Source organism: Streptomyces sp. NPDC050509, assembly GCF_044457965.1.
Lineage (GTDB): Bacteria > Actinomycetota > Actinomycetes > Streptomycetales > Streptomycetaceae > Streptomyces.
The window spans coordinates 1127561-1151233 of sequence record NZ_JBITHL010000001.1; the positions used below are offsets into that span (position 1 = coordinate 1127561).

Annotated in this window: 8 protein-coding genes; all 8 read right to left on the reverse strand. The window is 72.9% G+C overall.

Annotated elements, in window-relative coordinates:
* Positions 1 to 4: 4 nt before the first annotated feature.
* Positions 5 to 5602 carry an SDR family NAD(P)-dependent oxidoreductase gene (locus ACIBJC_RS04340; protein WP_399288136.1) on the reverse strand — a complete coding sequence of 1866 codons (5598 nt, stop codon included), beginning with the start codon at positions 5600 to 5602 and terminating at the stop codon, positions 5 to 7.
* 24 nt (positions 5603 to 5626) lie between these two features.
* Positions 5627 to 15679 carry a type I polyketide synthase gene (locus tag ACIBJC_RS04345; RefSeq protein ID WP_399287528.1) on the reverse strand — a complete coding sequence of 3351 codons (10053 nt, stop codon included), beginning with the start codon at positions 15677 to 15679 and terminating at the stop codon, positions 5627 to 5629.
* 359 nt (positions 15680 to 16038) lie between these two features.
* Positions 16039 to 16611 carry a response regulator transcription factor gene (locus ACIBJC_RS04350; protein WP_329827907.1) on the reverse strand — a complete coding sequence of 191 codons (573 nt, stop codon included), beginning with the start codon at positions 16609 to 16611 and terminating at the stop codon, positions 16039 to 16041.
* A 351-nt stretch (positions 16612 to 16962) separates the two neighbouring features.
* Positions 16963 to 18633 (reverse strand): LuxR C-terminal-related transcriptional regulator, encoded by a 1671-nt coding sequence (locus ACIBJC_RS04355; RefSeq protein ID WP_399287531.1) that lies wholly within the window; start codon positions 18631 to 18633, stop codon positions 16963 to 16965.
* A 160-nt stretch (positions 18634 to 18793) separates the two neighbouring features.
* Positions 18794 to 19654, reverse strand: coding sequence for a 3-hydroxybutyryl-CoA dehydrogenase (locus ACIBJC_RS04360; RefSeq protein ID WP_399287534.1), 861 nt, complete (start codon positions 19652 to 19654; stop codon positions 18794 to 18796).
* Positions 19651 to 20661: a 3-oxoacyl-ACP synthase III family protein gene (locus ACIBJC_RS04365; RefSeq protein WP_399287536.1), complete on the reverse strand. Its 1011-nt coding sequence runs from the start codon at positions 20659 to 20661 to the stop codon at positions 19651 to 19653. The genes ACIBJC_RS04360 and ACIBJC_RS04365 overlap by 4 nt, the downstream gene beginning before the upstream one ends.
* Before the next feature lie 5 nt (positions 20662 to 20666).
* Positions 20667 to 22130 carry a crotonyl-CoA carboxylase/reductase gene (gene ccrA / locus ACIBJC_RS04370; RefSeq protein WP_399287539.1) on the reverse strand — a complete coding sequence of 488 codons (1464 nt, stop codon included), beginning with the start codon at positions 22128 to 22130 and terminating at the stop codon, positions 20667 to 20669.
* A gap of 194 nt (positions 22131 to 22324) precedes the next feature.
* On the reverse strand, positions 22325 to 23470 hold the full coding sequence (locus ACIBJC_RS04375; RefSeq protein WP_399287542.1) for an IS4 family transposase: 1146 nt from the start codon (positions 23468 to 23470) through the stop codon (positions 22325 to 22327).
* Positions 23471 to 23673: the final 203 nt, after the last annotated feature.

Sequence of the window (23673 nt, forward strand, 5' to 3'; positions counted from 1 at the left end):
CGGATCAGGCTCCCAATTGCTTGTCGACGAACTGGAACAGCTCTTCGGTGGAGGACAGTTGGAGTTGCTCCGTCACTTCGTCCCCGCGTGTCTCCGCCGGGGCTTCTCCGGAGGGGACGAGGAGGGCCCTGATCCGCTCCGTGACCCGCGCGTGTGCCGCGTCGTCCGGATCGAGCCGTGACAGGATCTCCGCCACCTTGTCGAGGTCCCCCAACACCCTGTCGAGCGTTTCCGCTTCGGTCTGTACGAGCTCGCCGCGCAGATGGTGGGCGAGGGCGAGCGGGGTGGGATGGTCGAAGGTCAGGGTGGCGGGCAGGCGCAACCCCGTGACCTGCGCGAGCCGGTTGCGCAGTTCCACCGCGGTGAGCGAGTCGAAACCGAGTGCGCTGAACGGCTTGCCCACCTCCAGGCCGGCCGCGCGCGCGTGGCCGAGCACGGTGGCGACCTGTCCGGTCACCAACTCGACCAGCTCCCGCGTCTGTTCCCCTTCGGGCAGCGCGTCGAGCCGGCGGCGCAGGGCGTCGGCGCCGCTCTGCGCCGCGCCGCTGTGCGCGGTCCTGCGGGCCGCCGCTCCTCCGGCGACCAGGCCGCTGAGCAGCGGTGGCAGCCCGCCCGACGCCGGGGCGCCCGTGCCAGGACCGGCGCCGGCCGCTTCCGCCAGCCTGGCGAGGTCCAGTTTCACCGGCACCATCACCGGCAGGTTGTACGCCAGGGCCGCGTCGAACAGCGACAGCCCCTCGTCGGCCGTCATGGCGGCCACGCCACCGCGCGCGAACCGTTCCCGGTCCGTCCCGGTCAGATCGCCGGTCAGTCCGCTGCCCTTGCCCCACCAGCCCCAGGCCAGCGACACCCCGGGCAGCCCGGCCGCCCTGCGCGAGGTGACCAGGGCGTCGACGGCGGCGTTGGCCGCCGCGTAGTTGGCCTGCCCCGGGGTGCCGAGCACGCCGGCCGCCGAGGAGAACACCGCGAACATTCCCAGGTCGGCGTCGCGGGTGAGGGCGTCGAGATGGCTCAGGGCGTCCGCCTTCGGGGCGAACACCCGCCCTACCCGCTCGGGGTCGAGCGCCGGGATGACACCGTCGTCCAGGGCGCCCGCGCAGTGCACCACACCGGTGAGCGGACGGTCGGCGGGCATGGCCGCCAGCAGCTCCGCCACCGCCCGCCGGTCCGTCACATCGCAGGCCCGTATGTCCGCCTCCGCGCCGAGGGCCGCCAGTTCGCCCCGTAGCTCCCCGGCTCCCTCGGCACTCGCGCCGCGCCGACTAGCCAGCACCAGGTGCCGTACGCCGTACCGCTCCACGAGATGCCGGGCCACCAGGGCACCCAGGTCGCCCGTTCCGCCGATGACCAGTACCGTCCCGGCCGGGTCGAGGGTGACGGTCTCCGTGGGCCCGTCCGTCATCCGGGCGAGGCGTGGTGCCCGTAAGCCGTCGTCGCGCAGGGCGAGTTGGGGTTCTCCGGTCGCCAGCGCCCCGGCCAGCAGGGGTACGGTCGGTTCAGCGCCCGGGGCGATGTCCAGCAAGGTGATCCGGCCGGGGTTCTCGGAGTGCGCGGAGCGCACCAGCCCCCAGACCGCGGCGGCGCCCGCGTCCACCGGCTCGCCGGGCGCCACACCGACGCCACCTGAGGTCACCACCACGAGCCGGGAGTCGGCGCACGCCTTCTCGGCCAGCCAGCGCTGCACCGTGTCCAGTGCCGCACACGCGCTCGCCCGCGCCCCCGCCGGGTCGGCGCCGCCCGGGGCACACCACACCACCACCTCGGGTTCCTCGCCCGTCAATTCGGCCGGTGACGCGAAGGCCGTGAGTCCTAGACCACAGCGGTCCTCCCCCACCAGGACCCAGCCTCCGTCCGGGGCCGTCGCACCGGATCCGGGCACACCGGCGGCAGGCGCCAACGGCACCGGCACCGGCACCCAGTCCAGTCGGAACAGGTCGTCCCGGGGACGGGCCCGCGCGGTCAACTCGCCGGAGGGCAGGGGGCGTAGCGTCAGACCGGCCACCGTGAGCACCGGGCCGCCGGCCGGGTCGGCGACCTCCACCCGGAGGACTCCCGCCTCGGCGGCGGTGATCCTGACCCGTACGCGGGCCGCGCCCACCGCGTGCAGCCGTACCCCCGACCACACGAACGGCAGCCAGGGCACACCCGCTTCGACACCGGGCAGCGCGTCGCTCAGCACCACCGTGTGCAGTACGGCGTCGAGCAACGCCGGGTGCACACCGAACGCGGCGACTTCGCCCTGCCCCTCCTCGGGGAGCCCGACCTCCGAGAAGGTCTCGTCGCCCCGCCGCCACACCGCCTCCAGGCCGCGGAACACCGTGCCGTACTCCAGACCACGGGCCGCGAAGTCCTCGTACACACCGCCCACCGGGACCGCCTCCGCGCCCGCCGGAGGCCACACGTCCAGCTCCTTCAGCGCCTCGTCCATAGCCGTGTCGGGCCGGGCGAGTACTCCGGTGGCATGGGCGGTCCACGGGCCGTCGTCCCGCTGGGCCCGCGCGTACAGGGTCAGGGGCCTGCTGCCGCCGTCCTCGACGTCGCCCACGGTGATCCGTACGAACACCGCGCCGGACTCCGGCAGGACGAGCGGCACCTGAATGATCAGCTCCGCCAGGTCCGGGCAACCGGCCTCGTCACCGGCCCGGATCGCCATCTCCACCAGCGCCGCCCCCGGCACCACCACCTGCCCCAGCACCCGGTGCCCGGTCAGCCAGGGCTGGTCCCGCACCGACAGCCGGCCGCTCACCACCACCCCACCCGACTCGGGCAGCTCCACCACGGCGCCCAGCAGCGGATGGGCCTCCATCGCGGTCAGTCCGTACGCCGCCACATCGCCCGTGCCGCCACCGCCGGCCAGCCAGTACCGTTCGCGCTGGAAGGCGTACGTCGGCAGCTCGACCGGCCGCAGACCGCGCCCGGCGAACACCGAGCCCCACTCCACCCGCACCCCGCACACCGACAGATGCCCCGCCGACAGCAGGAAGCGGTCCAGACCGCCCTCACCCCGGCGCAGTGTGCCACCGGCCACCGCACCGGAACCGACCGACGCCGCGATGTCCTCCACGCTCGCCGTGATCACCGGATGCGGACTGACCTCGACGAACGCGTCGAAGCCCCGCTCCATCAACGACCGCACCACCGGCTCGAACCGCACCGGCTCCCGCAGATTCCGATACCAGTACCCCGCGTCCAGCTCACCACCATCGACCAGCCCACCCGTCACCGTCGAAAAGAACGGCACCCCACCCGAACGCGGTGACACCGACGTGAGAACGTCCAGCAGGTCCTTCTCTATCTCCTCGACATGTGCGGAGTGGGAGGCGAAGGAGACGGGGATCTGGCGCGCCCGTACGGAGGTCTCCGCGCACCAGGCGAGCAGTTCGTCCAGGGCGTCCGTATCGCCCGCGATCACCACGGCGGAGGGGCCGTTGACGGCCGCCACGGTCAGCCGGCCGCCCCAGCGCGCGAGGTTCTCCTCCGCCTCGGCCACGGGCAGGGCGACCGACACCAGTCCGCCGCGGCCCGCCAGCCGCATCAGCAGCCGGCTCCGCAGGGCGACGACCCGCGCCGCGTCCTCCAGCGACAGCACGCCCGCGACACAGGCGGCGGCGATCTCGCCCTGGGAGTGCCCGATCACCGCCTCGGGCTCCACCCCGGCCGAGCGCCACAGCGCCGCCAAGGACACCATCACGGCAAAGAGCACCGGCTGCACCACGTCGTCCCGAGTGAGGTCCGGGGCGCCCGGCACACCACGTAACACGTCGAGCACCGACCAGCCCACCAGGGGCCTGAGCGCTTCCTCGCACTCCAGCAGCCGGTCGCGGAAGACCTCGGAGGACTCGACCAACTCCAGTGCCATGCCCTCCCATTGGGATCCCTGGCCGGGAAAGACGAACACCACCCGGCCGCCATCGGCCACCACCGGTGACCCCTCGGCGGTCACCACACCGGCGGCCGGCTCGCCGCGCCCCACGGCGGCCAGGCCCGTCAGCAGCTCCTCGCGGTCGGCCCCCACCACCACCGCACGGTGGTCAAGCCGCGCACGCCCCACCGCCAGCGACAGACCCACCTCGCCGGCCGTCACCTCCGGCCGCTCCCGCACCGACCGCTCCAGCCGCTCCGCCTGCGCCCGCAACCCCGCCGCCGAACCGCCCGACACCACCCACGGCACCGGACCCGCATCCCCGGCAGCGGCCTCCGGTTGCGACTTCGCCGGTGCCTGCTCGACCACCACATGCGCGTTCGTCCCGCTCACACCGAACGACGACACCGCCGCACGCCGCGGCCGGTCCACCACCGGCCACTCCCGCTCCTCCGTCAGCAGGGAGACCGCGCCCGCCGACCAGTCGACGTGGGGGCTCGGCTCATCGACATGCAGTGTTTTCGGCAGGAGACCGTGGCGCATCGCGAGCACCATCTTGATGACGCCCGCCACCCCGGCCGCCGCCTGCGTATGGCCCATGTTCGACTTGAGCGAGCCGAGCCACAGCGGCCGGTCCGCCGGGCGGTCCTGGCCGTACGTGGCGAGCAGTGCCTGCGCCTCGATCGGGTCGCCCAGGGTGGTGCCCGTACCGTGTGCCTCGACGGCGTCGACCTGGTCGGGGGTGAGCCGGGCATGGGCCAGGGCGCTTTCGATCACCCGTTGCTGGGAAGGGCCGTTGGGCGCGGTCAGCCCGTTCGACGCACCGTCCTGATTCACCGCACTGCCCCGGACCAGCGCCAGCACCTCGTGCCCGTTGCGCTCCGCGTCGGACAGCCGCTCCAGCAGAACCAGCCCCACACCCTCGGAGAAATTCGTCCCGTCGGCCGCCGCGGCGAAAGCCTTGCACCGGCCGTCGCGCGCCAGACCGCGCTGCCGGCTGAAGGCGACGAAGGGGGTCGGGGTCGCCATGATCGTGACGCCGCCCGCCAGGGCGAGGGTGCAGTCCCCCGCGCGCAGGGCCTGGCACGCGAGATGCATCGCCACCAGGGAGGACGAGCACGCCGTGTCCACGGTCACCGCGGGCCCCTCCAGGCCCAGCGCATAGGCCACCCGGCCCGAGATCACCGAGGAGAATCCCCCGGTCGGGATATAGCCCTCGACCTCGGCGGAGGAATGCGCCGTGAGCAGGGTGCTGTAATCGTGTTCGTAACTTCCCGTGAAGACGCCCGTCGATGTGGCGCGCAGGCTGGTCGGATCGATTCCGGCCCGTTCCAGGGTTTCCCAGGCGGTTTCCAGTACGAGGCGTTGCTGCGGGTCGGTGGCGATGGCCTCGCGCGGACTGATGTGGAAGAAGGCGGCGTCGAAATCACCGGCGTCGTAGAGGAATCCGCCCTGACGCCCGTAGCTTTTCCCTGGGGCGTCCGGGTCCGGGTCGTACAGCGTCTCCAGGTCCCAGCCACGGTCGGTGGGGTAGCCGGAGATCACGTCCTGTTCCTCGCTGACCAGCCGCCACAGGTCGTCCGGCGACTCCACGCCCCCGGGGTAGCGGCAGCCCATGCCGACGATCGCGACCGGTTCGAACCGGTCGGACTCGACCTCGCGCAGCCGCTGACGGGCCCGGCGCAGATCGGCGGTCACACGGCGCAGATAATCCCGGAGCTTCTCTTCGTCCGACATCAGAAGCGACCATCCTCACGTTGAAGGTCAGGAGATTCCGAACTCGTTCTCGATGACGTCGAATATCTCGTCGTCCGTCGCGGAGCTGAGATCGTCGTCGGATCCGTCCGGTCCGTCCGGCGAGACGCTCTCCGTTGTTTCGCGCCATTTCCACAGCAGACCTTCGAGGCGTTTTCCGATCGCTCCGCTCCGGGCGGTGTCCGTGGAAAGAGCGGACAGCGCGTTGTCGAGGCGGTCGATGTCCCGGAGTACGTTCTGTGCGACGTCGGCGGCGCGCGGGCTGAGCCGGGTGTGCAGATGGGTGGCGAGCGCGGTGGGTGTGGGGTGGTCGAAGACCAGGGTGGGAGAGAGCCGCAGCCGGGTCGCGGCGGTGAGCCGGTTGCGCAGTTCGACGGCGGTGAGGGAGTCGAAGCCGATCTCCTTGAAGGCGTGGGCCGGGGTGATGGTGTCGGGGGTCGGATGGCCGAGGACGGTGGCGGCGTGGCTGCGTACCAGGCCGAGCAGGTAGTGGTGTTGCTCCTCGGACGAGAGCCTGACCAGCTCGTCGGTCAGTCCGTTGCCGTTGCCGTTGCCGTGGCCGTTGCTGTCCCCGTTGGCGGAGGTGACGTTGCCGGTGGTCGCCGCCGTACGCCGGGTGGGGGCGCCCGGCAGGGCGCGCAGCAGGGCGGGGAGGGCGGCGGGGTCGGCGGGCGGGGTGAGGGGCGACGGCAGCAGGAAGGGCTGGTCGAGCCGGAGTGCGGTGTCGAGGAGCGCGAGGGCGTGTGCGGTGGTCAGCGGGGTGATCCCGGCGTGGCTGATGACGCGCCGCCGCTGACCGGTGTCGAGGTGGCCGGTCATGCCGCTGGCCTCCTCCCACAGTCCCCAGCCGAGTGAGGTGGCGGGCAGCCCGGCGGCGCGGCGGTGGGTGGCGAGGGCGTCGAGAAAGGCGTTGGCGGCGGCGTAGTTGGCCTGTCCTGAGCTGCCCAGGGTGGCGGCGGCCGAGGAGAACAGGACGAACGCGGCCAGGTCGAGCCCCGCGGTGGCGCGGTGGAGGTTCCAGGCGGCGTCGACCTTGGGCCGGAAGACGGTCTCGACGTGGCGGGGTGTGAGGTTCTCCAGGGTGCTGTCGTCCAGGGTGCCCGCCGCGTGGACGACCGCGGTGAGGGGATGGTCAGCGGGGACCGCGTCGAGCAGGGCCGCGAGGGCGTCCGCGTCGGCGGCGTCGCAGGCGGCGACGGTGACGTGGGCGCCGAGGCCGGTCAGTTCGGTACGGAGTCCGGCCGCGCCGGCGGCGTCCGGGCCGCTGCGGCTGGTCAGCAGGAGGTGGCGGACGCCGTGGCGGGTGACGAGGTGGCGGGCCACGAGTCCGCCGAGGGTGCCGGTGCCTCCGGTGATCAGTACGGTGCCGGCCGGGTCGAGCGCGGGCGGCAGGGCGAGGGTGATCTTCCCGATGTGCCGGGCCAGGCTGAAGTGGCGCAGGGCGTGGCGTGCTTGGGAGAGCGGCCAGGTGGTGACCGGCAAGGGCTGGAGCGTGCGGTCGGCGAAGAGGCGGGCGAGGTCGGCGAAGAGCGCGCCGATCCGGTCGGGGCCGAGGTCCAGCAGGTCGAAGGCGCGGTAGAAGAGGCCGGGACGGGCGGCGGTGACCTCTTCCGCGTCGCGGATGTCGGTCTTGCCCATTTCGATGAACCGGCCGTGGGGGGCGAGCAGCCGCAGCGACGCGTCGACGGCTTCGTGGGCCAGGGAGTTGAGGACGATGTCCAGCCCTTCGGGGGCGTGGGCGAGGAAGTCCTGCTCGAAGTCGAGGGTGCGCGAGGAGGCGATGTGGTCGTCGTCCAGGCCCAGGGCGCGCAGGGTGCCCCACTTCGTGGGGGACGCGGTGGCGTAGATCTCGGCGCCGAAGTGCCGGGCGAGCTGGACGGCGGCCATGCCGACGCCGCCGGTGGCGGTGTGGATCAGGATCTTGTCGCCGGGCCGGATCCGGGCGAGGTCGACCAGGGCGTGGTAGGCGGTGAGGAAGGCCGCGGGGACCGTGGCGGCCTCCGTGAAGGTCCAGTCGTCGGGGATACGGGTGACGAGGCGGTGGTCGGTGACGCGGACCGGGCCGATGCCACCGACGGTGGACATGCCCATCACCCGGTCCCCCGGGGCCAGTCCGGTGACCCGGTCGCCGACCTCGGTGACGATCCCCGCCTCTTCCCCGCCGATCGGCACCTTGATCGGGACGAGGCCCAACGACACCATGACGTCACGGAAGTTGAGACCGGCGGCGCGCACGGCGATCCGTATCTCCTCGGGTCCCAGCGGCCCTTCGCGTTCCTCGGAGGCGGCCAGCACCACCTGGTCGAGCGTGCCGCCGCTTCCCGATGCCTCCAGGTGCCAGCGGTCGGTGCCGGCGGGCGGGACGAGGGCGCCGCCCGCGGTGGCGGGGGTGAGCCGGGCTACGGTGATCTGCCCTTCGCGCAGGGCGAGTTGGGTCTCCCCGGCGGCGAGGGCGGCGGCGATCGCGGTGGGCAGCGCCTCGGCGGAGAGGGCGTGGTGGTCGGTGTCGAGCAGGAGGAACTGGCCGGAGTTCTCCGCCTGTGCGCACCGGACCAGGCCCCAGACGGCGGCGTCGGCCAGGTTGGCGGGCGGGGCCCCGGCGACCGAGGTGGAGACGGCGTGGGTGGTGACGAGGACCAGGGTGCTGGTCACGTAGTGGGGTGTGGCGAGCCAGTCCTGGAGCAGCCGCAGGACGGTGGCGGTCCGGGCCGCGGTACGGGCGGGCAGCCTCTGGTCCGCCCGGTTCGGGTCCTCGTCCATCTCCGGGGCGGGCGCGGGCAGGACGGCGATCACGACGTCGGGGGCGGGCGCCCCCGCGTCGCCCATGTCGAGCGCGTCGCCCGAGTCGCCCGGGCCGTCTGCGTCGAGCGCGCCTCCCGAGTCTCCCGCGTCGAGCGCGGCCGTGAGACCGGCCAGGTCCTCGTGGCGGGTGAGGGTGACACCGGCGGTCCCGGCGAGGGACGCGTACGGGCCGGAGTCGGCGCCGGGGCCGGGAGCGCCGAGCAGTGCGAGACGCCGTACGCCCGTGGTCGGGGGCGGCCCGTCCAGGGGCAGCGGATGCCAGTCGAGCTGGAACAGGGAGCGCAGGGTGTCGTGTTCGGGGGTCAGCCCGCCCGCGTCCAGGGGCCGGAGGGTGAGGGTGTCGACGGTGATGACGGGCCGGCCGGCCGGGTCGGTCGCCGTGAGCCGGACGGTGTGGTCGCCGGTCGGGGTGAGGTGGACGCGGAGGGTGTCGGCGTCGGTGGCGTGCAGGTGGACCCCGCTCCAGGAGAACGGCAGCTCGATCCCGCTCGGGGCGTCCCCCGTGTCCCCGGCGTGCCCGGGGGTGAGGAAGAGCGTGTGGAGGGCGGAGTCCAGCAGCGCGGGATGGATCCCGAAACCGCCGGTGGGCAGGTCGGACCCGAGGCGTATGTCGGCGTACAGGGTGGTGTCCTGCCGCCACGCGGTCCGCAGGTTGCGGAAGGCGGGGCCGTAGTCGTAGCCGCGTTCCGCGAGCCGCGGGTAGAGGCCGTCGACCGGTACGGGCTCGGCCCCGGCGGGCGGCCACGCCCCGGATGCCGCTTCCGTCCCGGCCTGGTCGGGCGCCGCGGCGGGTGTGGACGTGAGCGTGCCGGTGGCGTGGTGGGTCCAGGGCCGTCCGGGGTCGGTGGTCCCCGGCCGGGAGTGGATCTCGACACGCCGCCGTACGCCGCCCTCGGTACCGGTGTCCTGATCCGGCGGTGTCACGGTGATGTGCAGATGGACGGGCCGGTCGCCGTCGAGCATCAGCGGGGCGTGCAGGGTGAGTTCCTCCAGCGCGGGGCAGCCGGTGGCGGTGCCCGCGTGGAGCGCGAGGTCGAGGTGGGCGGTGGCGGGCAGCAGCGGGGTGCGGGTGACCGCGTGGTCGGCCAGCCAGGGCTTGGCGCCGGTGCTCAGGACGCCGGTGGCGTGCCAGGTCCCGTCGGGCAGATGGCTGGTGCTCGCCAGCAGCGGATGGCCGGCGCTCTGGAGCCCGAGACCGGACGCGTCGGTGAGGACGGGCGCGGAGGTGAGCCAGTGGCGCTGCCGCTGGAAGGGGTACGTGGGCAGGTCAGGCGTCACGGAGGGGTGCGCGGGGCCGTCGCCCGGCCGGGCGAGCGCACCGTGCCACGCCACCGGTGCGCCGTGCGCGTACGCCCTGGCCAGGGCGGTCAGGAACTGCGGCCACCGGCCCGCGTCCCGGCGCAGGCTCGCGACGGCGACCGCCCCGGGCCGCTCGGTGCCGCCTTCGTCGCCGTCGGCACCGGCGGCGTGCAGGATGTGCTGGATGCTGGGGATCAGTACGGGGTGCGGGCTGGTCTCGACGTACAAGCCGTGCCCGTCGTCGACCAGTTGGCGCAGGGTGGAGTGGAAGAGCACCGGGCTGGTGAGGTTCTCGTACCAGTACGCGCCGGTCAGCGCGGTGGTGTCGAGCAGGCCGCCGGTGACGGTGGAGTAGAAGGGCACCTCGGCGGCGGTGGGGCGCACCTCGGCCAGTGCGGAGCTCAACTCGTCCCGCAGCACCGCCATATGGGGGGTGTGGGAGGCGTAGTCGACGGGGATCGCCTTCGCGTCGATGTCCTCGGCCGCACAGTGGGCGAGGAGGCGGGCCAGGGCGTCGGTGTCACCGGCGACGACGGTGGTGGCCGGGCCGTTCACGGCCGCCAGGTGCAGGCCGGCGCGGTCGGCGATCAGGGCGCGCGCCCGGTCGGCGGAGACCGGCAGGGAGGCCATCCCGCCCGTACCGGCCACCCGGACAAGGGACTTGGAGCGCAGGGCGACGATCCGGGCGGCGTCGTCGAGCGTGAGGGCGCCGCAGACGTACGCGGCGGCGATCTCGCCCTGGGAGTGGCCGATCACCGCGTCGGGTTCGACGCCGTGGGCGCGCCAGAGGGCGGCCAGGCCGACCATGACCGCGAACAGGGCGGGCTGGACGACATCGACACGGTCCAGTCCCGGCGCGCCGGGCCGCTGGTGGAGCACATCGAGCAACTGCCAGTCGGTGTAGGGCTCCAGGGCCCGCGCGCAGGCGTCCATCCGCTCGGCGAAGAGCGGTGAGTCGCGCAGCAGTCCGGCCGCCATGCCGGTCCACTGGGGGCCCTGGCCGGGAAAGACGAACACCGTCCTGGCGGTGCCGGTGCCCGCGGCGACGCCGGTGATCACCCCGGGGGCGCTCCGCCCGGTGGCGAGCGCGTCCAGCCCGTCCGTCAGGCTCGCGGTGTCCTGGCCGAGGACCACCGCCCGGTGTTCGAAGTGGGAGCGTCCGGTCGCCAGGGCGAGCGCCACCTCGCCGCAGGCCCTACCCGTACCCGTACCGGTATCCGTATCCGCGTCCGGGCCCACATCCGGTCGGGACCGTACCCAGGAGGCCAGTTGACCGCTCCGCGCGGCCAGCGCCTCCGGGGCGCGCCCGGAGACCACCCAGGCCGTCACCGGTCCTGCGGCCTCCGACCAGACGCCGTCGGCGGAGCCGGAGCCGACCACGGAGCCGGAACCGGCGCCCGACGCCACGGGACCCGGCACCGGCGGGTCCGCGTCCGGCGCCTGCTCCAGCACGAGATGCGCGTTGGTGCCGCTGATGCCGAAGGAGGAGACGGCGGCGCGGCGCGGGCGGCCCGTCGTGGGCCACGCCGTCCCCTCCGTCGCCAGTGCCACCGCGCCCGCCGCCCAGTCGACCCGGGAGGACCGGGCGTCGACATGGAGGGTGGGCGGGACGACGCCGTGGCGCATCGCCAGCACCATTTTGATCACGCCCGCCACCCCGGCCGCCGCCTGCGTGTGGCCGATGTTCGACTTCACCGAGCCGAGCAGCAGCGGCCGGTCCACCGGCCGGTCCTGCCCGTACGTGGCCAGCAGCGCCTGCGCCTCGATCGGGTCCCCCAGCCGGGTTCCCGTGCCGTGCGCCTCGACGACGTCCACCCCGGAGGCCGGTACGCGGGCGTCGGCCAGCGCCTGCCGGATCACCCGGCGCTGCGAGGGGCCGTTGGGCGCCGTCAGCCCGTTGGACGCGCCGTCCTGGTTGACGGCGGAGCCGCGTACCACGCCCAGCACCCGGTGGCCCAGGCGCCGCGCGTCCGACAGCCGTTCCAGCAGCACCAGCCCCACGCCCTCGGCCCATCCGGTGCCGTCCGCGCCCTCCGCGAACGCCTTGCACCGGCCGTCCTCCGAGAGCCCGCGCTGGCGGCTGAACTCGACGAAGATCCCGGGGGTCGACATCACCGTGACACCGCCGGCCAGCGCCATCGCGCACTCGCCCGAGCGCAGGGCGCGGCTCGCGAGATGCAGCGCCACCAGCGAGGACGAGCACGCGGTGTCCACGGTCACGGCCGGGCCTTCGAGGCCGAGGACGTACGCGATCCGGCCGGACAGCACACTGGACGTGGTGCCGGTCAGGATGAAGCCGCCCTCCGTGCCCTCGGACGTCTCGTGCATCCGTGGCCCGTAGTCCTGGGCCATCGCGCCGACGAACACACCGACCTGTCCGCCGCGCAGGGTACGGGGGTCCATCCCGCCGCGTTCGACGGTCTCCCACGCCACCTCCAGCAGCAGGCGCTGCTGCGGGTCGAGGGAGGCCGCCTCGCGCGGCGAGATACCGAAGAAACCGGCGTCGAACCGGGTGGCGTCGTGCAGGAAGCCGCCCTTGCGGGTGTACGAAGTGCCCGCGTGGCCGGGGTCCGGGTGGTAGAGCCCGTCGAGATCCCACTCCCGGTCGACGGGGAAGTCCGACAGGCCCTCGCCGCCCGCGGCGATCAGCTCCCAGAGCTGTTCCGGGGTGCGGACGTCCCCCGGGTAGCGGCAGCCCATGGCGACGATGGCGATGGGCTCGTCGGTGCCCGGTACGGCGGTGCCCGGTACGGCCGTGTCACCGGCGGGCGTGGGTGTGTCCTGGTGGTCCGCGGCCGGGTCGAGTGCGGCGCGCAGGTGGGCGATGACGTGTTCCGGGGTGGGGCAGTCGAAGATGAGACCGGCGGGCAGGTTCAGCCCGGTGGCGGTGGACAGCCGCCGGCCGAGTTCGGCCCCGCTCACGGAGTCGAGTCCCAGGTCCTTGAACGTACGGTCCAACTCGACCGATCCGGGCCGCAGATGGCCGAGGACTGCGGCGATCGCGCCCTGCACCAGGCCGGGCAGGGCGGCGGGCGTACGGTCGGCGGCGGGACGCGGCGCCTCCGTGGCCGCCGGTGTGTCCGGGGACGGGGTGCCCGGGGTGTCCACCGCCGTGGTGGTGGTGTCCAGCCAGTGGCGTTCGCGCTGGAAGGCGTACGTGGGCAGGGCGACGCGGCGCGCGACGCGGCCGGCCCAGTACGACGTCCAGTCCACCGGCGTGCCGTGCGCGTACGCCCGCGCCAGGGACATCAGCATCCGGGTCCGGCCGGACTGCTCCCGGTGGAGCGAGCCGACCGCGAGGGCCGCGTCGCCCAGGGTCTCCTCGACACTGAACGTCAGCAGCGGGTGGGGGCTGCTCTCGACGAACACCGTGTACCCGTCGGCGGACAGCGCGCGGGTGGCGTCCTCGAACCGTACGGCGTGGGACAGGTTGGCGTACCAGTAGGCGGCGTCGAGCCCCGCGGTGTCGAGGAGTCCGCCGGTCAGCGTCGAGTAGAAGGGGATGTCCGAGGTACGGGGCGCGATCGGCGCGAGCCGTGTCAGCAGTTCCTCGCGGACCGGCTCGACCCGTGGGGTGTGCGAGGCGTAGTCGACGGATTCGATGACGCGCGCCCGTACCTGCCGGGCCTGGTAGGCCGCCACCAGCTCCTCGACCGCCGCCGGTTCCCCGGACACGGTCGTCCGGGCCGGGCTGTTGATCCCGGCGATGCGGAGGCGGTCGCCGTACCCGGCCAGGTCGGCGCGTACCGCTTCGGCGGAGAGCGGGACCGTCGCCATCCGTCCCGAACCGCTCAGCGCGCCGACCGCGCCGGCGCGGTGTGCCACGACGCGCGCGGCGTCGTCCAGCGAGAGCGCGCCGCACACGTACGCGGCGGCGATCTCGCCCTGCGAGTGCCCGACCACCGCGTCCGGCTCCACGCCCAGCGCGCTCCACGCGGCGGCCAGCGACACCATCATGGCGAAGAGCACGGGCTGCACCACGTCGATCCGGTCGTACGGCGGCGCGCCCTCCGCGCCGCGCAGTACGTCCAGCACCGACCAGCCGGTGTACGGGGCGAGCGCCTCCGAGCAGGCCTCAAGCCGGGCGCGGAACGCGGGTGAGGAGCGCCCCAGTTCATCGGCCATCCCGGGCCACTGGCTGCCCTGGCCGGGGAAGACGAACACCGTGCGTCCGCCGCCGGCCCGCCCGGTCACCACCTGGCCGGCCGCCGGCCCCTCGGTCTCGCCGCGGGCGAGCGCGTCCAGCGCGGTCAGCAGGTCGTGCCGGTTCTCCCCGAGGACCACCGCGCGGTGCTCGAACGCGGAGCGTGTGGTGGCGAGGGAGAGACCGATGTCCGCGATCCTTGGCCCCGTATCAGGCCCGGCGGCCGACGCGGCAGGGTCCTTCACGAACTCCGCCAGGCGGGCGGCCTGCGCGGCCACCCCGGCCGCGGACCGCGCCGACACCACCCACGGGAGCACGCCCCACTCGGAGTCGGACTCCTCCGGCCGGAGTTCCCGCTCCTGGGGCGTCGGCGCCGAGGCGAGTACGAGATGGCAGTTGGTGCCGCCGACGCCGAACGACGAGACACCCGCGAGCCGTTGGCCGTCCTCCGCCCCGACCGGCCAGGGCGTGAGCTCCTGGGCCATCCGCAGCTTCCACTCCGCGAGGGGGATCCTCGGGGAGGGCTCGGCGAAGTTGAGCGTGGGCGGTATCTCACCCTCGCTGAGCGCCAGGGCCGTCTTGAGGAATCCGACGATGCCCGCGGCGCCCTCCAGGTGGCCGACGTTGGTCTTCGCGGATCCCAGCAGCACCGGCACGTCGCTCTCCGTCCGCGCCGCGCCGAGCACGGCGGCGACGGCGGACGCCTCGACGGGGTCCCCGACCTTGGTCCCGGTGCCGTGCAGTTCGACGTACTGCACCGCACGGGGGTCCACTCCGGCGCGCCGGTACGCGCTCCGCAGCACGGCGCTCTGGGCCTCGGCGCTGGGGGTGGTCAGGGTGGTGCTGGGGCCGTCGTTGTTCATGGCGCTGCCGCGGATGACGCAGTACACGCGGTCGCCGTCCGCGAGGGCGCGGGAGAGTGGCTTGAGGACGGCCATGGCGCCGCCTTCGCCCCGTACGTACCCGTTGGCGCGGGAGTCGAAGGTGTAGCACCGGCCGTCCGGGGAGAGCGCGCCGAGCCGCGCGACGGTGAACGCGCTCTCCGCCACGAGGTTGAGGTTCACACCGCCGACGAGCGCGAGCGTGGACTCCCCCGTCCGCAGGCTGGCACAGGCGAGATGCACCGCGACGAGGGAGGAGGACTGGCCGGAGTCGACGGTGAGGCTCGGGCCCTGCGCGCCGAGAACGTACGAGAGCCGGTTGGCGAGGAGGCTGCGGTGCAGGCCGGTGAGCGTCCGGTGGTCCGAAGTCTCCCTGCCGTGGCGGTCGTTGAGGAGAGCGTAGTCGTCCCAGATCGACCCGATGAAGACACCTGTCCTGCTGGTGCGCAGCTCGGCGGGTATCCGGCCCGCGTCCTCCAGCGCCTCCCAGCCCAGCTCCAGCATCAGCCGCTGCTGCGGGTCCATGGCGGCGGCCTCGCGGGGCGAGACACCGAAGAAGCGTGCGTCGAAGCCGGCGACGTCGTCGAGGAATCCGCCCCAGCGCGCGTCGGCCAGCGGAGCGGGGAGCGCGTCCGGGTCGAATCCACCTGCTCGCCGCTCGCCTCCTTCCCGCCGCTCGCCTTCCTCCTGCCGCTCTCCTTCCCGCCGCCGCTCTCCTTCGTCCCGCCGCTCTCCTTCGTCCCGCCGCTCTCCTTCGTTCCGCTCCCCGGCCGTGTACCGGGCCGTGCTCCACCGTCCGGACGGAACCTGCGTGATGGCGCTCGTTCCACCGCGGAGCAGCGACCAGAACTCCTGGGGGCTGCCGGCCTTGGGCAGTCGGCAGGAGAGCCCGACGACGGCTATCGCCTCGTCGTGCGGCAGGTGTGTCTCAGACATCGCAGCTCCAGACAGTTCTGGGTGAACGCCGATCGTGAGTGTGCGAATGCCGATGCCCTCGGCAGCCGACCGGTCGGTGCGCGCCATGACGGGCGGTCCCGGTTCGGGCCCTCAGGCAAGCACCACCGGTGACGGCGCGGCAACCTCGGCCGGGGGTGACTGCCTGTTCGTACCTCAACGTTGCCCATGTATCGCGGCCCGGGCTCCGGACCGTTCATACGGCCTTTACGTGCCCTACGGCTTCGCGTGTGTCCGGGCATGGCGAAACGGCTGAATCGCCGCAGTGGTACGGGCGGGCGATTCAGCCGTGTGTCCGTTCAGCCGTGCGTCACGCGTCAGCCGTGCGTCACGTGATCAGGTCAGATCAGACCGGCCCTGATGGCATAGGACACCACATGGGTCCGATTCCTGAGATTGAGCTGCTTCATCAGGCCGTAGAAAATGTTCTTGATCGTCCGTTCCGAGTAGGACAGTTCCTGGGAGATCTCGGCGATGGCGTGCCCTTCGGCCGCCAGTCGCAGCACATCGATCTCCCTGGCGGAAAGGCCGGAGGCCGTGAGCCCTCTCGGAGTGAGCACGTCGCATTGAACGCGACGGACGTGATCGACCAAACCGCCCTGTAAAGACGAAGGAAAGTCTGCCCATCCCTCATTGACCAGACGGATCACATGAACAAACCTGTCAGGAGTGAAGTCGGCGCGCCAGAGCACAGCCCTCACCCCGTATTCGGCCGCCATCGAATAATCGGCGTGCCAGCTGTTGTCCACCACAAGACAAAAGCGGGTCGACGTACTGTACAGCTTTCTCAACAGGTCCATGGTGGCGGCATTCACGGTCTCCACCGCCACCACCATGACGTCGGCCTCCACCCCCGGCTCCGACTCGCTCAGAGCCAGTTGCGGATTCGCCTCGATCGGACCGACCAGCCCCATGCACGTGATGGGATCTTCCGCATGGACCGCCACTCGTATTAACCCCAACGTTCCCCCCAGGTCGAATGGTCCTTCCACAGCACACACCGGTACACGCATCGATATGCTTGCACGCCCACCGCAGGAATTTTCGACTCCGCCCCGGCCGAGGGCTAGTTGTAGGGAAAAATCACGCGAATCCCGGGGCGCGCTGCCGTGCCCTGCACAGGCCGCCGACCAGCGGCCTTCTCAAATGTGAACCGGTCGCGACAGTTATTTTCCAAACAGGTTACCAAATGCGATCTCACCCGCCCTCTCCACGATATTCACCTGCGTGGGGGCGACGGAATACATTGTTCCGTTGCCTGCCGGCTAGGAGATCATTGCGGGCAGCCGGGTCAGATCCGCCCGGTTCCGGATTCCGAGCTTCCGGTAGATCTGGGTGAGGTGCTGTTCCACCGTACCGACCGTGAGCGACAGTTCCTCGGCGATCAGCCGGTTGCTGCGGCCCGCCGCCGCCAGCCGTGCCACCCTCCGCTGACTCGCGGTCAGCGGGTGCGGCGGCCCGGGTGGTGGCGGACTCTGGGCGGGCGCTCCGCCCCCCGGATCCCGGCCGCCGGCCGCTCCGAGCGCGGCGCGGATCCGCTCCGCCAGCGCCGTCGCCCGGCACTCCCGGGCCGCCAGGAACGCCTCGTCCAGCGCTTGTCGCGCCGCGCCGCGGTCCTGTGCGGCCAGCAGCTCCGTACCGGTGGCGAACAACGTGCGCGCCCACTCCAGCCGGGCACCGGCGCTCTCGTGCGACCGGGCGGATTCCTGGAGCAGATCGAGCCGGAACGGGGCGTCGGCGACGGACGCGGCCCTGCGGAGGCTGATCCCCAGGGCCCGGGGCGCGGCGCAGGCGCGGGCGAGCCGTACCTCCTCCAGTGCGAGGGCGAGCGCGCGCTCCGGGCCCCGGCCTTCGCGGCCGTCACGACCGTCGCTGCCGTGACGCGCGACGTGGGCCGCGTGAGCCGCGTGGGCGCGGGCGGCGCCCGACCGCCAGCGGATCACCGTCGGCCGGTCGATGTCCCACGCGCGCAGGGCGCGCCCGCAGCGCAGGAAGTCGGCGAGTGCGGCGCTGTTCCTGCCGCGCGACAGCCTCAACTGCCCCCGGAGTGCGAGTTGGTCGGCCCACAGGAGACTGGTCGGCGGTGGCGCGCCCTCATGTACGTCTCCGTCACCGGCTCCGCCATCAGCCCCGTCATCAGCTCCGGATCCGTCATCGGCTCCGGACCCGGCTCCATCGCCGGTTGCCGTTCCGGCTCCGGCGGTCAGCGCGTCGATCCCCCCTCTCATCAGCAGTGCGGACCGCCGCCACGGCCGGTGCTCCCCGGCCGGTGCGGCGGCGAGCGCCGAGGTGATGTGGGCCCTGGCCGAGGGAAGTTGGCCCTGCCGGTACTCGGCGACGGCCAGCAGGACAAGGAACTCCGCTTGCCAGGCGGGGGCGTTGCCCCGGTCGGCCTCGCGGGCCAGCCGCAGACTCCAGGTCGCGGCGGGGGCGAGCCGGTCCGCGTGGAGCAGCGCCCGGATCGCCAGCAGGGCGGAGGGCGCCGATCGGCGGCCCAACTCCATTACGGAGAGGGCGTGTTCGGCGCGGGGGGCGATCTCGTACGCGGGCAGTCCCGCCAGTGCGCCGGCCAGTGCGGCGGCGGCGGCCACCGCGGGCCGGGCGGCCCGGACTTCTTCCCAGGCCCCGGGGGCCGGCGCGGCCGGGGCGCCGTCGATTCCCGGGTGGTCGCAGCGCATCAGGGTGCGTACGGCGTGCAGGTCGTCCCGCGCAGGACCGTCGGCCGGGGCCCCGCCCGGCGTCCCGGGACCGGCCGTCTCCCACTCCTCCAGTACGGCGAGCGTCCGTGTCCCGTGCCCCGCCCTGATCAGCCGTTCGGCGAGGCGGAGCACGGTCCAAGGATCGTGTCCGTGGCGGAGGGCCGCTCCCAGCCGGGCGAGGCGTTCCCCGGGGTCGTGCCGGTCCGTCGTGACGAACGCGCGCCGCACCTCGGTCACCGGTGAACTCCCACTCCCCCGTCGGACCGGAACGTCCGCCAGAGAAACACACCGTGTGCGCCGGGGCAACCACGCCGGGCGACGACTGCCCGTTCGTACGCGCGCCCTTGCCGATCCGTCCCTGCCTGAGGTGCGGCACAACGCAGGGGCCGGACCTGCCTCAGGCGTAGGAGTGGAAGCCCTCGCCGGTCTTCTTGCCCAGGAATCCGCCTTCGATCATCCGCAGCAGCAGCGGCGGGGGCGAGTACAGCGGCTCCTTGAGCTCCTCGTGCATCGACTCACCGATGGACGCGATCGTGTCGAGCCCGATCAGGTCGATCAGCGCCAGCGGCCCCATGGGGTGGCCGCAGCCGAGTGTCATGCTCCGGTCGATCGCTTCGGCCGTGGCCGCGCCCGATTCGAGCATCCGGACGGCCGACAGGAGGTACGGCACGAGCAGCGCGTTGACGACGAAGCCCGGCTGGTCCTGGCCCCGTACCACTTCCTTCCCGAGCGGTCCGGTGGCGAAGGCCGCCACGCGGTCGAGGGTGTCCGGCCGGGTGCGCAGCGAGCCGATCAGCTCCACCAGCGGCATCATCGGCACGGGGTTGAAGAAGTGCACCCCGGCCACCCGGCCCGGGTCCCGGGTGACGCGCCCGAGTTTCATGATGGGGATCGAGGACGTGTTCGACGCGAGGACCGCGTCCCGGTCCTCGACGATCTCGTCCAGCTCGGCGAAGACCTCCAGCTTGTCCTTGAGGCGTTCACTGACCGATTCGAGGACGAAGTCGTGGTCCCGCAGGTCCTTGAGGGCGGTGGAGAAGGAGATCCGTTCCAGGGTGTCGTCCCGCTCGGTCTCGGTGATCCGCCCTTTCCGCCGGGCCCGTTCGAGGGAGTTCAGCAGCCGTCCCCTGCCCCGGTCGGCGGCTTCCTCGCCGCGGACCACGACCGTCACCCCCAGCCCCGCGCGGGCGCAGACCTCGGCGAACCCCGAGCCCATCAGGCCGCATCCGACGACGCCGATCCTCTCGAAGCCGCTCATGACGGCCCCCCGGCGGGCGACCAGCGCAGCAGGCAGGCGCCCGCGGACATGCCGCCTCCGAAGGCCGACAGCAGCACCAGGTCGCCGTCGACGATCTCCCCGGAGCGGACGGCGTCGTCCAGGGCCACCGGTACGGAGGCGCTGCCCACGTTGCCGTACTTCTCGACGACGAGATGGGTGTGCGCGCCCGTCAGTCCGCACCGCTTGACGAGTTCGCCGAGCAGTACGCCGTTCGCCTGGTGCGGTACGAAGCAGTTGATCTCGTCGACGCCGACCCCGGCGCGGCCCAGCAGCCGCTCCAGCATGGGCGGCACGTTGTCCATCACGAAGTCGCGGACCCCGCGGCCCTGCATGGTGAAGAAGTGTCCGCCCTCCGCGAGGGTCCGCCCGGAGGTCGGCGTCCTGCTGCCGCCCGCGTGCACCTTGATGAGGTCCTGCGCCTCGCCGTGGGTGCTCAGGTCGAGTTCGAGCACCCCGTGCCCCTCGGCCACCTCGCCGACGACGACGGCGCCGGCCCCGTCGCCCAGCAGTACGGCGGTGCGCCGGTCGTCGAAGTCCAGGATGCGGGAGTAGACGTCGGCGCCGATCACCAGGGCGCGGCTGCCGGGGCGGGCGGTCACCAGACCGCGGGCCAGCTCGACGCCGTACACGAACCCGGCGCACACCGCGTTGATGTCGAAGCACGCGGCGTCGTGGGCGCCGATGAGGTGCTGGACGATGCTCGCCGTGGGCGGCTGCGGGAAGTCGCCGGTCGAGGTCGACAGGATGATGTAGTCGATGTCGTCGGCGGTCAGTCCGGACCGGTCCAGCGCGTCGAGCGCCGCCCTGGCCGCCAGGTCGGAGGTGGCCTCGTCCTCGGCCGCGTACCGCCGGCACAGGATCGCCGTCTTCCGCTCGATCCACTCGGCGGTGATGTCCGGGACCTTCGCGACGATCTCGTCGTTGGTCACCTCACGCTCGGGTACGTACGAGCCGGTGCCCAGGAACCCGATGGCACGTGGTGTCATCGCCCTCACCTCTCCTCTGCCGACGCGCCGTTGGCGGCCCCGGATCCCGCGGACCGCTGGGACCCGCCGGACCCCTGGGAACCGCCGGACCCCTCGGACGCGCCGGACCCCTGGGAACCGCCGGACCCCTGGGAACCGCCGGACCTCCACAGCGGGTTGAGCCGTTCCGCGCCGATCCGGGCGCGGAGTTCGGGGTTGGTGACGCCCAGGCCGGGTTCCGGCGCCATGCACAGGACGGCGACCTTGCCCCGGTGCGCGTTGGTCTGTACGAGCCGGGTCGCCTCACCCACCTCGGCCAGCGGGTAGAGCGCGGACATCGTGGGGACGATCCGTCCCGCGTCGATGAGCCGGCCGCACTCCCACTGCTCCTGGAGGTTGGCGATATGGCTGCCGATGACCCGCTTCAGCTTCATCCAGAGGTAGCGGTTGTCGAACACGTGGTGGTAGCCGGTGCTCGATCCGCAGGTCACGACGGTGCCGCCGCGCCGTACGACGAAGACCGAGATCCCGAAGGTGGCGCGCCCGACATGCTCGAAGACCACATCGGGGTCGCGCCCGATGTGTCCGCGGATGATCGAACCGAGCCGCTTGCCCGTCTCGATCACCCGCGCGGGGTCGTCCGAAGGATCGTCGTCGAGACCGATCTCGGAGCGCTCGATCACGATGTCGCAGCCGAGCCTGCGTACGGCGTCCGCCTTGGCCGGCGAGCTGACCACGCCGATCGGGATGCCGCCGCCGTTCTTGACGAACTGCACGGCGTACGCGCCGAGTCCGCCCGCCGCTCCCCAGATCAGCACGGCGTCCCCCTGCTTGATCCTGGCGCCGTGCTCCCCGACGAGCATCCGGTAGGCAGTACCGGCGCACAGGGTGTTGCAGGCCGCTTCCTCCCAGGTCAAGTGGGCTGGTTTCGGGACGAGTTGGCTGGCCCGTACCACGGAGTACTCGGCGAGGCCGCCGAAGTTGGTCTCGAACCCCCACGCCCGCTGCTCGGCGCCGAGCATCCCGTCGGCGTGCGTGGCTGCCTCCTGCTCGTCCACATGGGCGGGGCTGAGCACCACATGGTCGCCGATCCGCCAGCGCCGTACGCCGGATCCGACCCGTACGATCACGCCGGCACCGTCGGAGCCCACCACGTGGTACGGCTGGTCGTGCCGGGCCGCCCAGCCGCCCTGCCGGGCGAACTGCTCCAGAAAACGGAAGGTCGGAATGGGCTCGAACATCGCCGACCACACGGTGTTGTAATTGATCGAGCTGGCCATGACGGCGACGACCACCTCGTCCGGCGCCAGTTCCGGCATCGCAACGGGGCCCAGCCGCAGCGACTTCCGTACGTCCTTGTCGGCCACGCCGCGGAACATGTCCGCGTCGTCCTTGCGGAGATGGGTGGCCAGATATTCCCGGGGCAGCGACAGCCGCTCGATCTTGTCGGGCGCCGCGCCGCCGATCAAGGCGTCAGCCAAAGAACTCATGGCCACCTCTTCTTCTCTTCGTGGTAGTCGAGGCTGTGGCAGTCGGGGCTTTCGAGACAGTCGGGACTGCCGGGATCCCTCCCGCCGCATTACCGGGATCGGGGAGATCGACGGGAACATTCCCGAGGCCCGGGAATTCCGGTGAGAAGCTATCGACGCGCCGTCCGGCCTGGCCAGCCCCTACACCCCCGGGGTCATGACTTAAGGGTCTCGGGGTGGGGCATCAGGGTGCGCAGGGCCTGGTAGACGCAGAGCAGCGCCCACAGTTCCTGGCGTACGCCGTCGGGCGTACGCGACCGCAGGACGCCTCCGGGCCTGCGGAGGTCGGCGCCGAGCGGCCGGCACAGGTCCTCGATCCGCCACCGGGCGGCGTAGCGGCGTACGAGCCAGGGCGCCGGAGCCCGTACGGGGTCCAGGAGCGTGGTGATCAGGGCCGCGGGCCCGGTCGCACCGTCGCGGTGGCCGTGGCGGTCGCGGTGGCCGTGGCCATCGCGGTGGCCGGGCGCGAGGAACGTGGGGTCGAGCACCCGTACCGGCAGGCGTTCGTCCGCGCGGGCGCCGCGCAGTTCGGCCAGGTACGTGCCGTCCGGGAGGCGTTCCCCGGCCGGCGGGGCGAAGGCTCCTGACACGCCCCACAGCATCTGGGCGCCGCCGGCCACGGCCCGCTCGCACAGTGCGTACGTGGGGACGTCGCGCTCGGCGAGCAGCAGCGTCCCGGGGCCGAGCCGGGCGAACAGGGCCTCCAGCAGGGGGCGTTCACCGGTGTCGATGGGGTCGAGTGCCGCGCCGAGCAGGGCGAGGCTCCCGCAGTCGGCGAGCACGACGAGGCGGGCCTGCGGGCGTACGTCGCCGGCCGGTGTGCCGAACTCCGCCCGGTTGCGCTCGCTGGGCGGCAGGTCGACGACCGTGCTGTCGACGGCGACCTCGCGCAGCCCGCCCCCTGGCCCGCCGTCGGGACCGGCCAGGGCGGCGGCCCGCGCCGTGCCCTCGAAGAGGAGGCGCAGGGGCTCGCTGCCCAGCCGGGTCCGCGCCCGGGAGATCGCCCCGTCGGTGGGCACCGGGCCCCCGCACGCGTACGCGTCCCGCTCGCCCCAGCGCAGCCCGCCGAGGACGGTGCGCAGCACCGCGACGTATCCGGCCCGGGGATCCAGCCACATCGCCATCGCCAGATAGGCCGTCAGCCAGGCGGGCAGCGCGCGGTGGCGTCGCTCGCGCCGGCCCGCCGCCTCGACCGCGGCGCGTACCGCCGTACGGGGAAACACCGTCGTCAGCAGCGCGATCGCCATATGGTCGGCCAGCTTGCCCGCACCGAATTCCTTCTCCTGGTCCCCCTGGTCCACCCGGTCCCCCCGCCTCCGCGTACGCCGTTAAGTCAACTCCCGATTCTGGCAGTTTTGAGGGGTATGCAGAAGATGGTCTCGCGTCGTATCGGAATCGGATTTTCCCGCCGGTTCCCGCCCACGGCAGCGCGGTGGGGGGGGGGGGGGGGGAGGGCGCGCGCCCCCCCCCCCCCCCCGGGTTATTACCGCCCCCCGCGGGGGAC

Coding starts and splice junctions, on each gene's coding strand:
- ACIBJC_RS04345 (WP_399287528.1), bottom strand. CDS start 15,679: ATGTCTGAGACACACCTGCCGCACGACGAGGCGATAGCCGTCGTCGGG.
- ACIBJC_RS04350 (WP_329827907.1), bottom strand. CDS start 16,611: ATGGGGCTGGTCGGTCCGATCGAGGCGAATCCGCAACTGGCTCTGAGC.
- ACIBJC_RS04360 (WP_399287534.1), bottom strand. CDS start 19,654: ATGAGCGGCTTCGAGAGGATCGGCGTCGTCGGATGCGGCCTGATGGGC.
- ACIBJC_RS04365 (WP_399287536.1), bottom strand. CDS start 20,661: ATGACACCACGTGCCATCGGGTTCCTGGGCACCGGCTCGTACGTACCC.
- ccrA (WP_399287539.1), bottom strand. CDS start 22,130: ATGAGTTCTTTGGCTGACGCCTTGATCGGCGGCGCGGCGCCCGACAAG.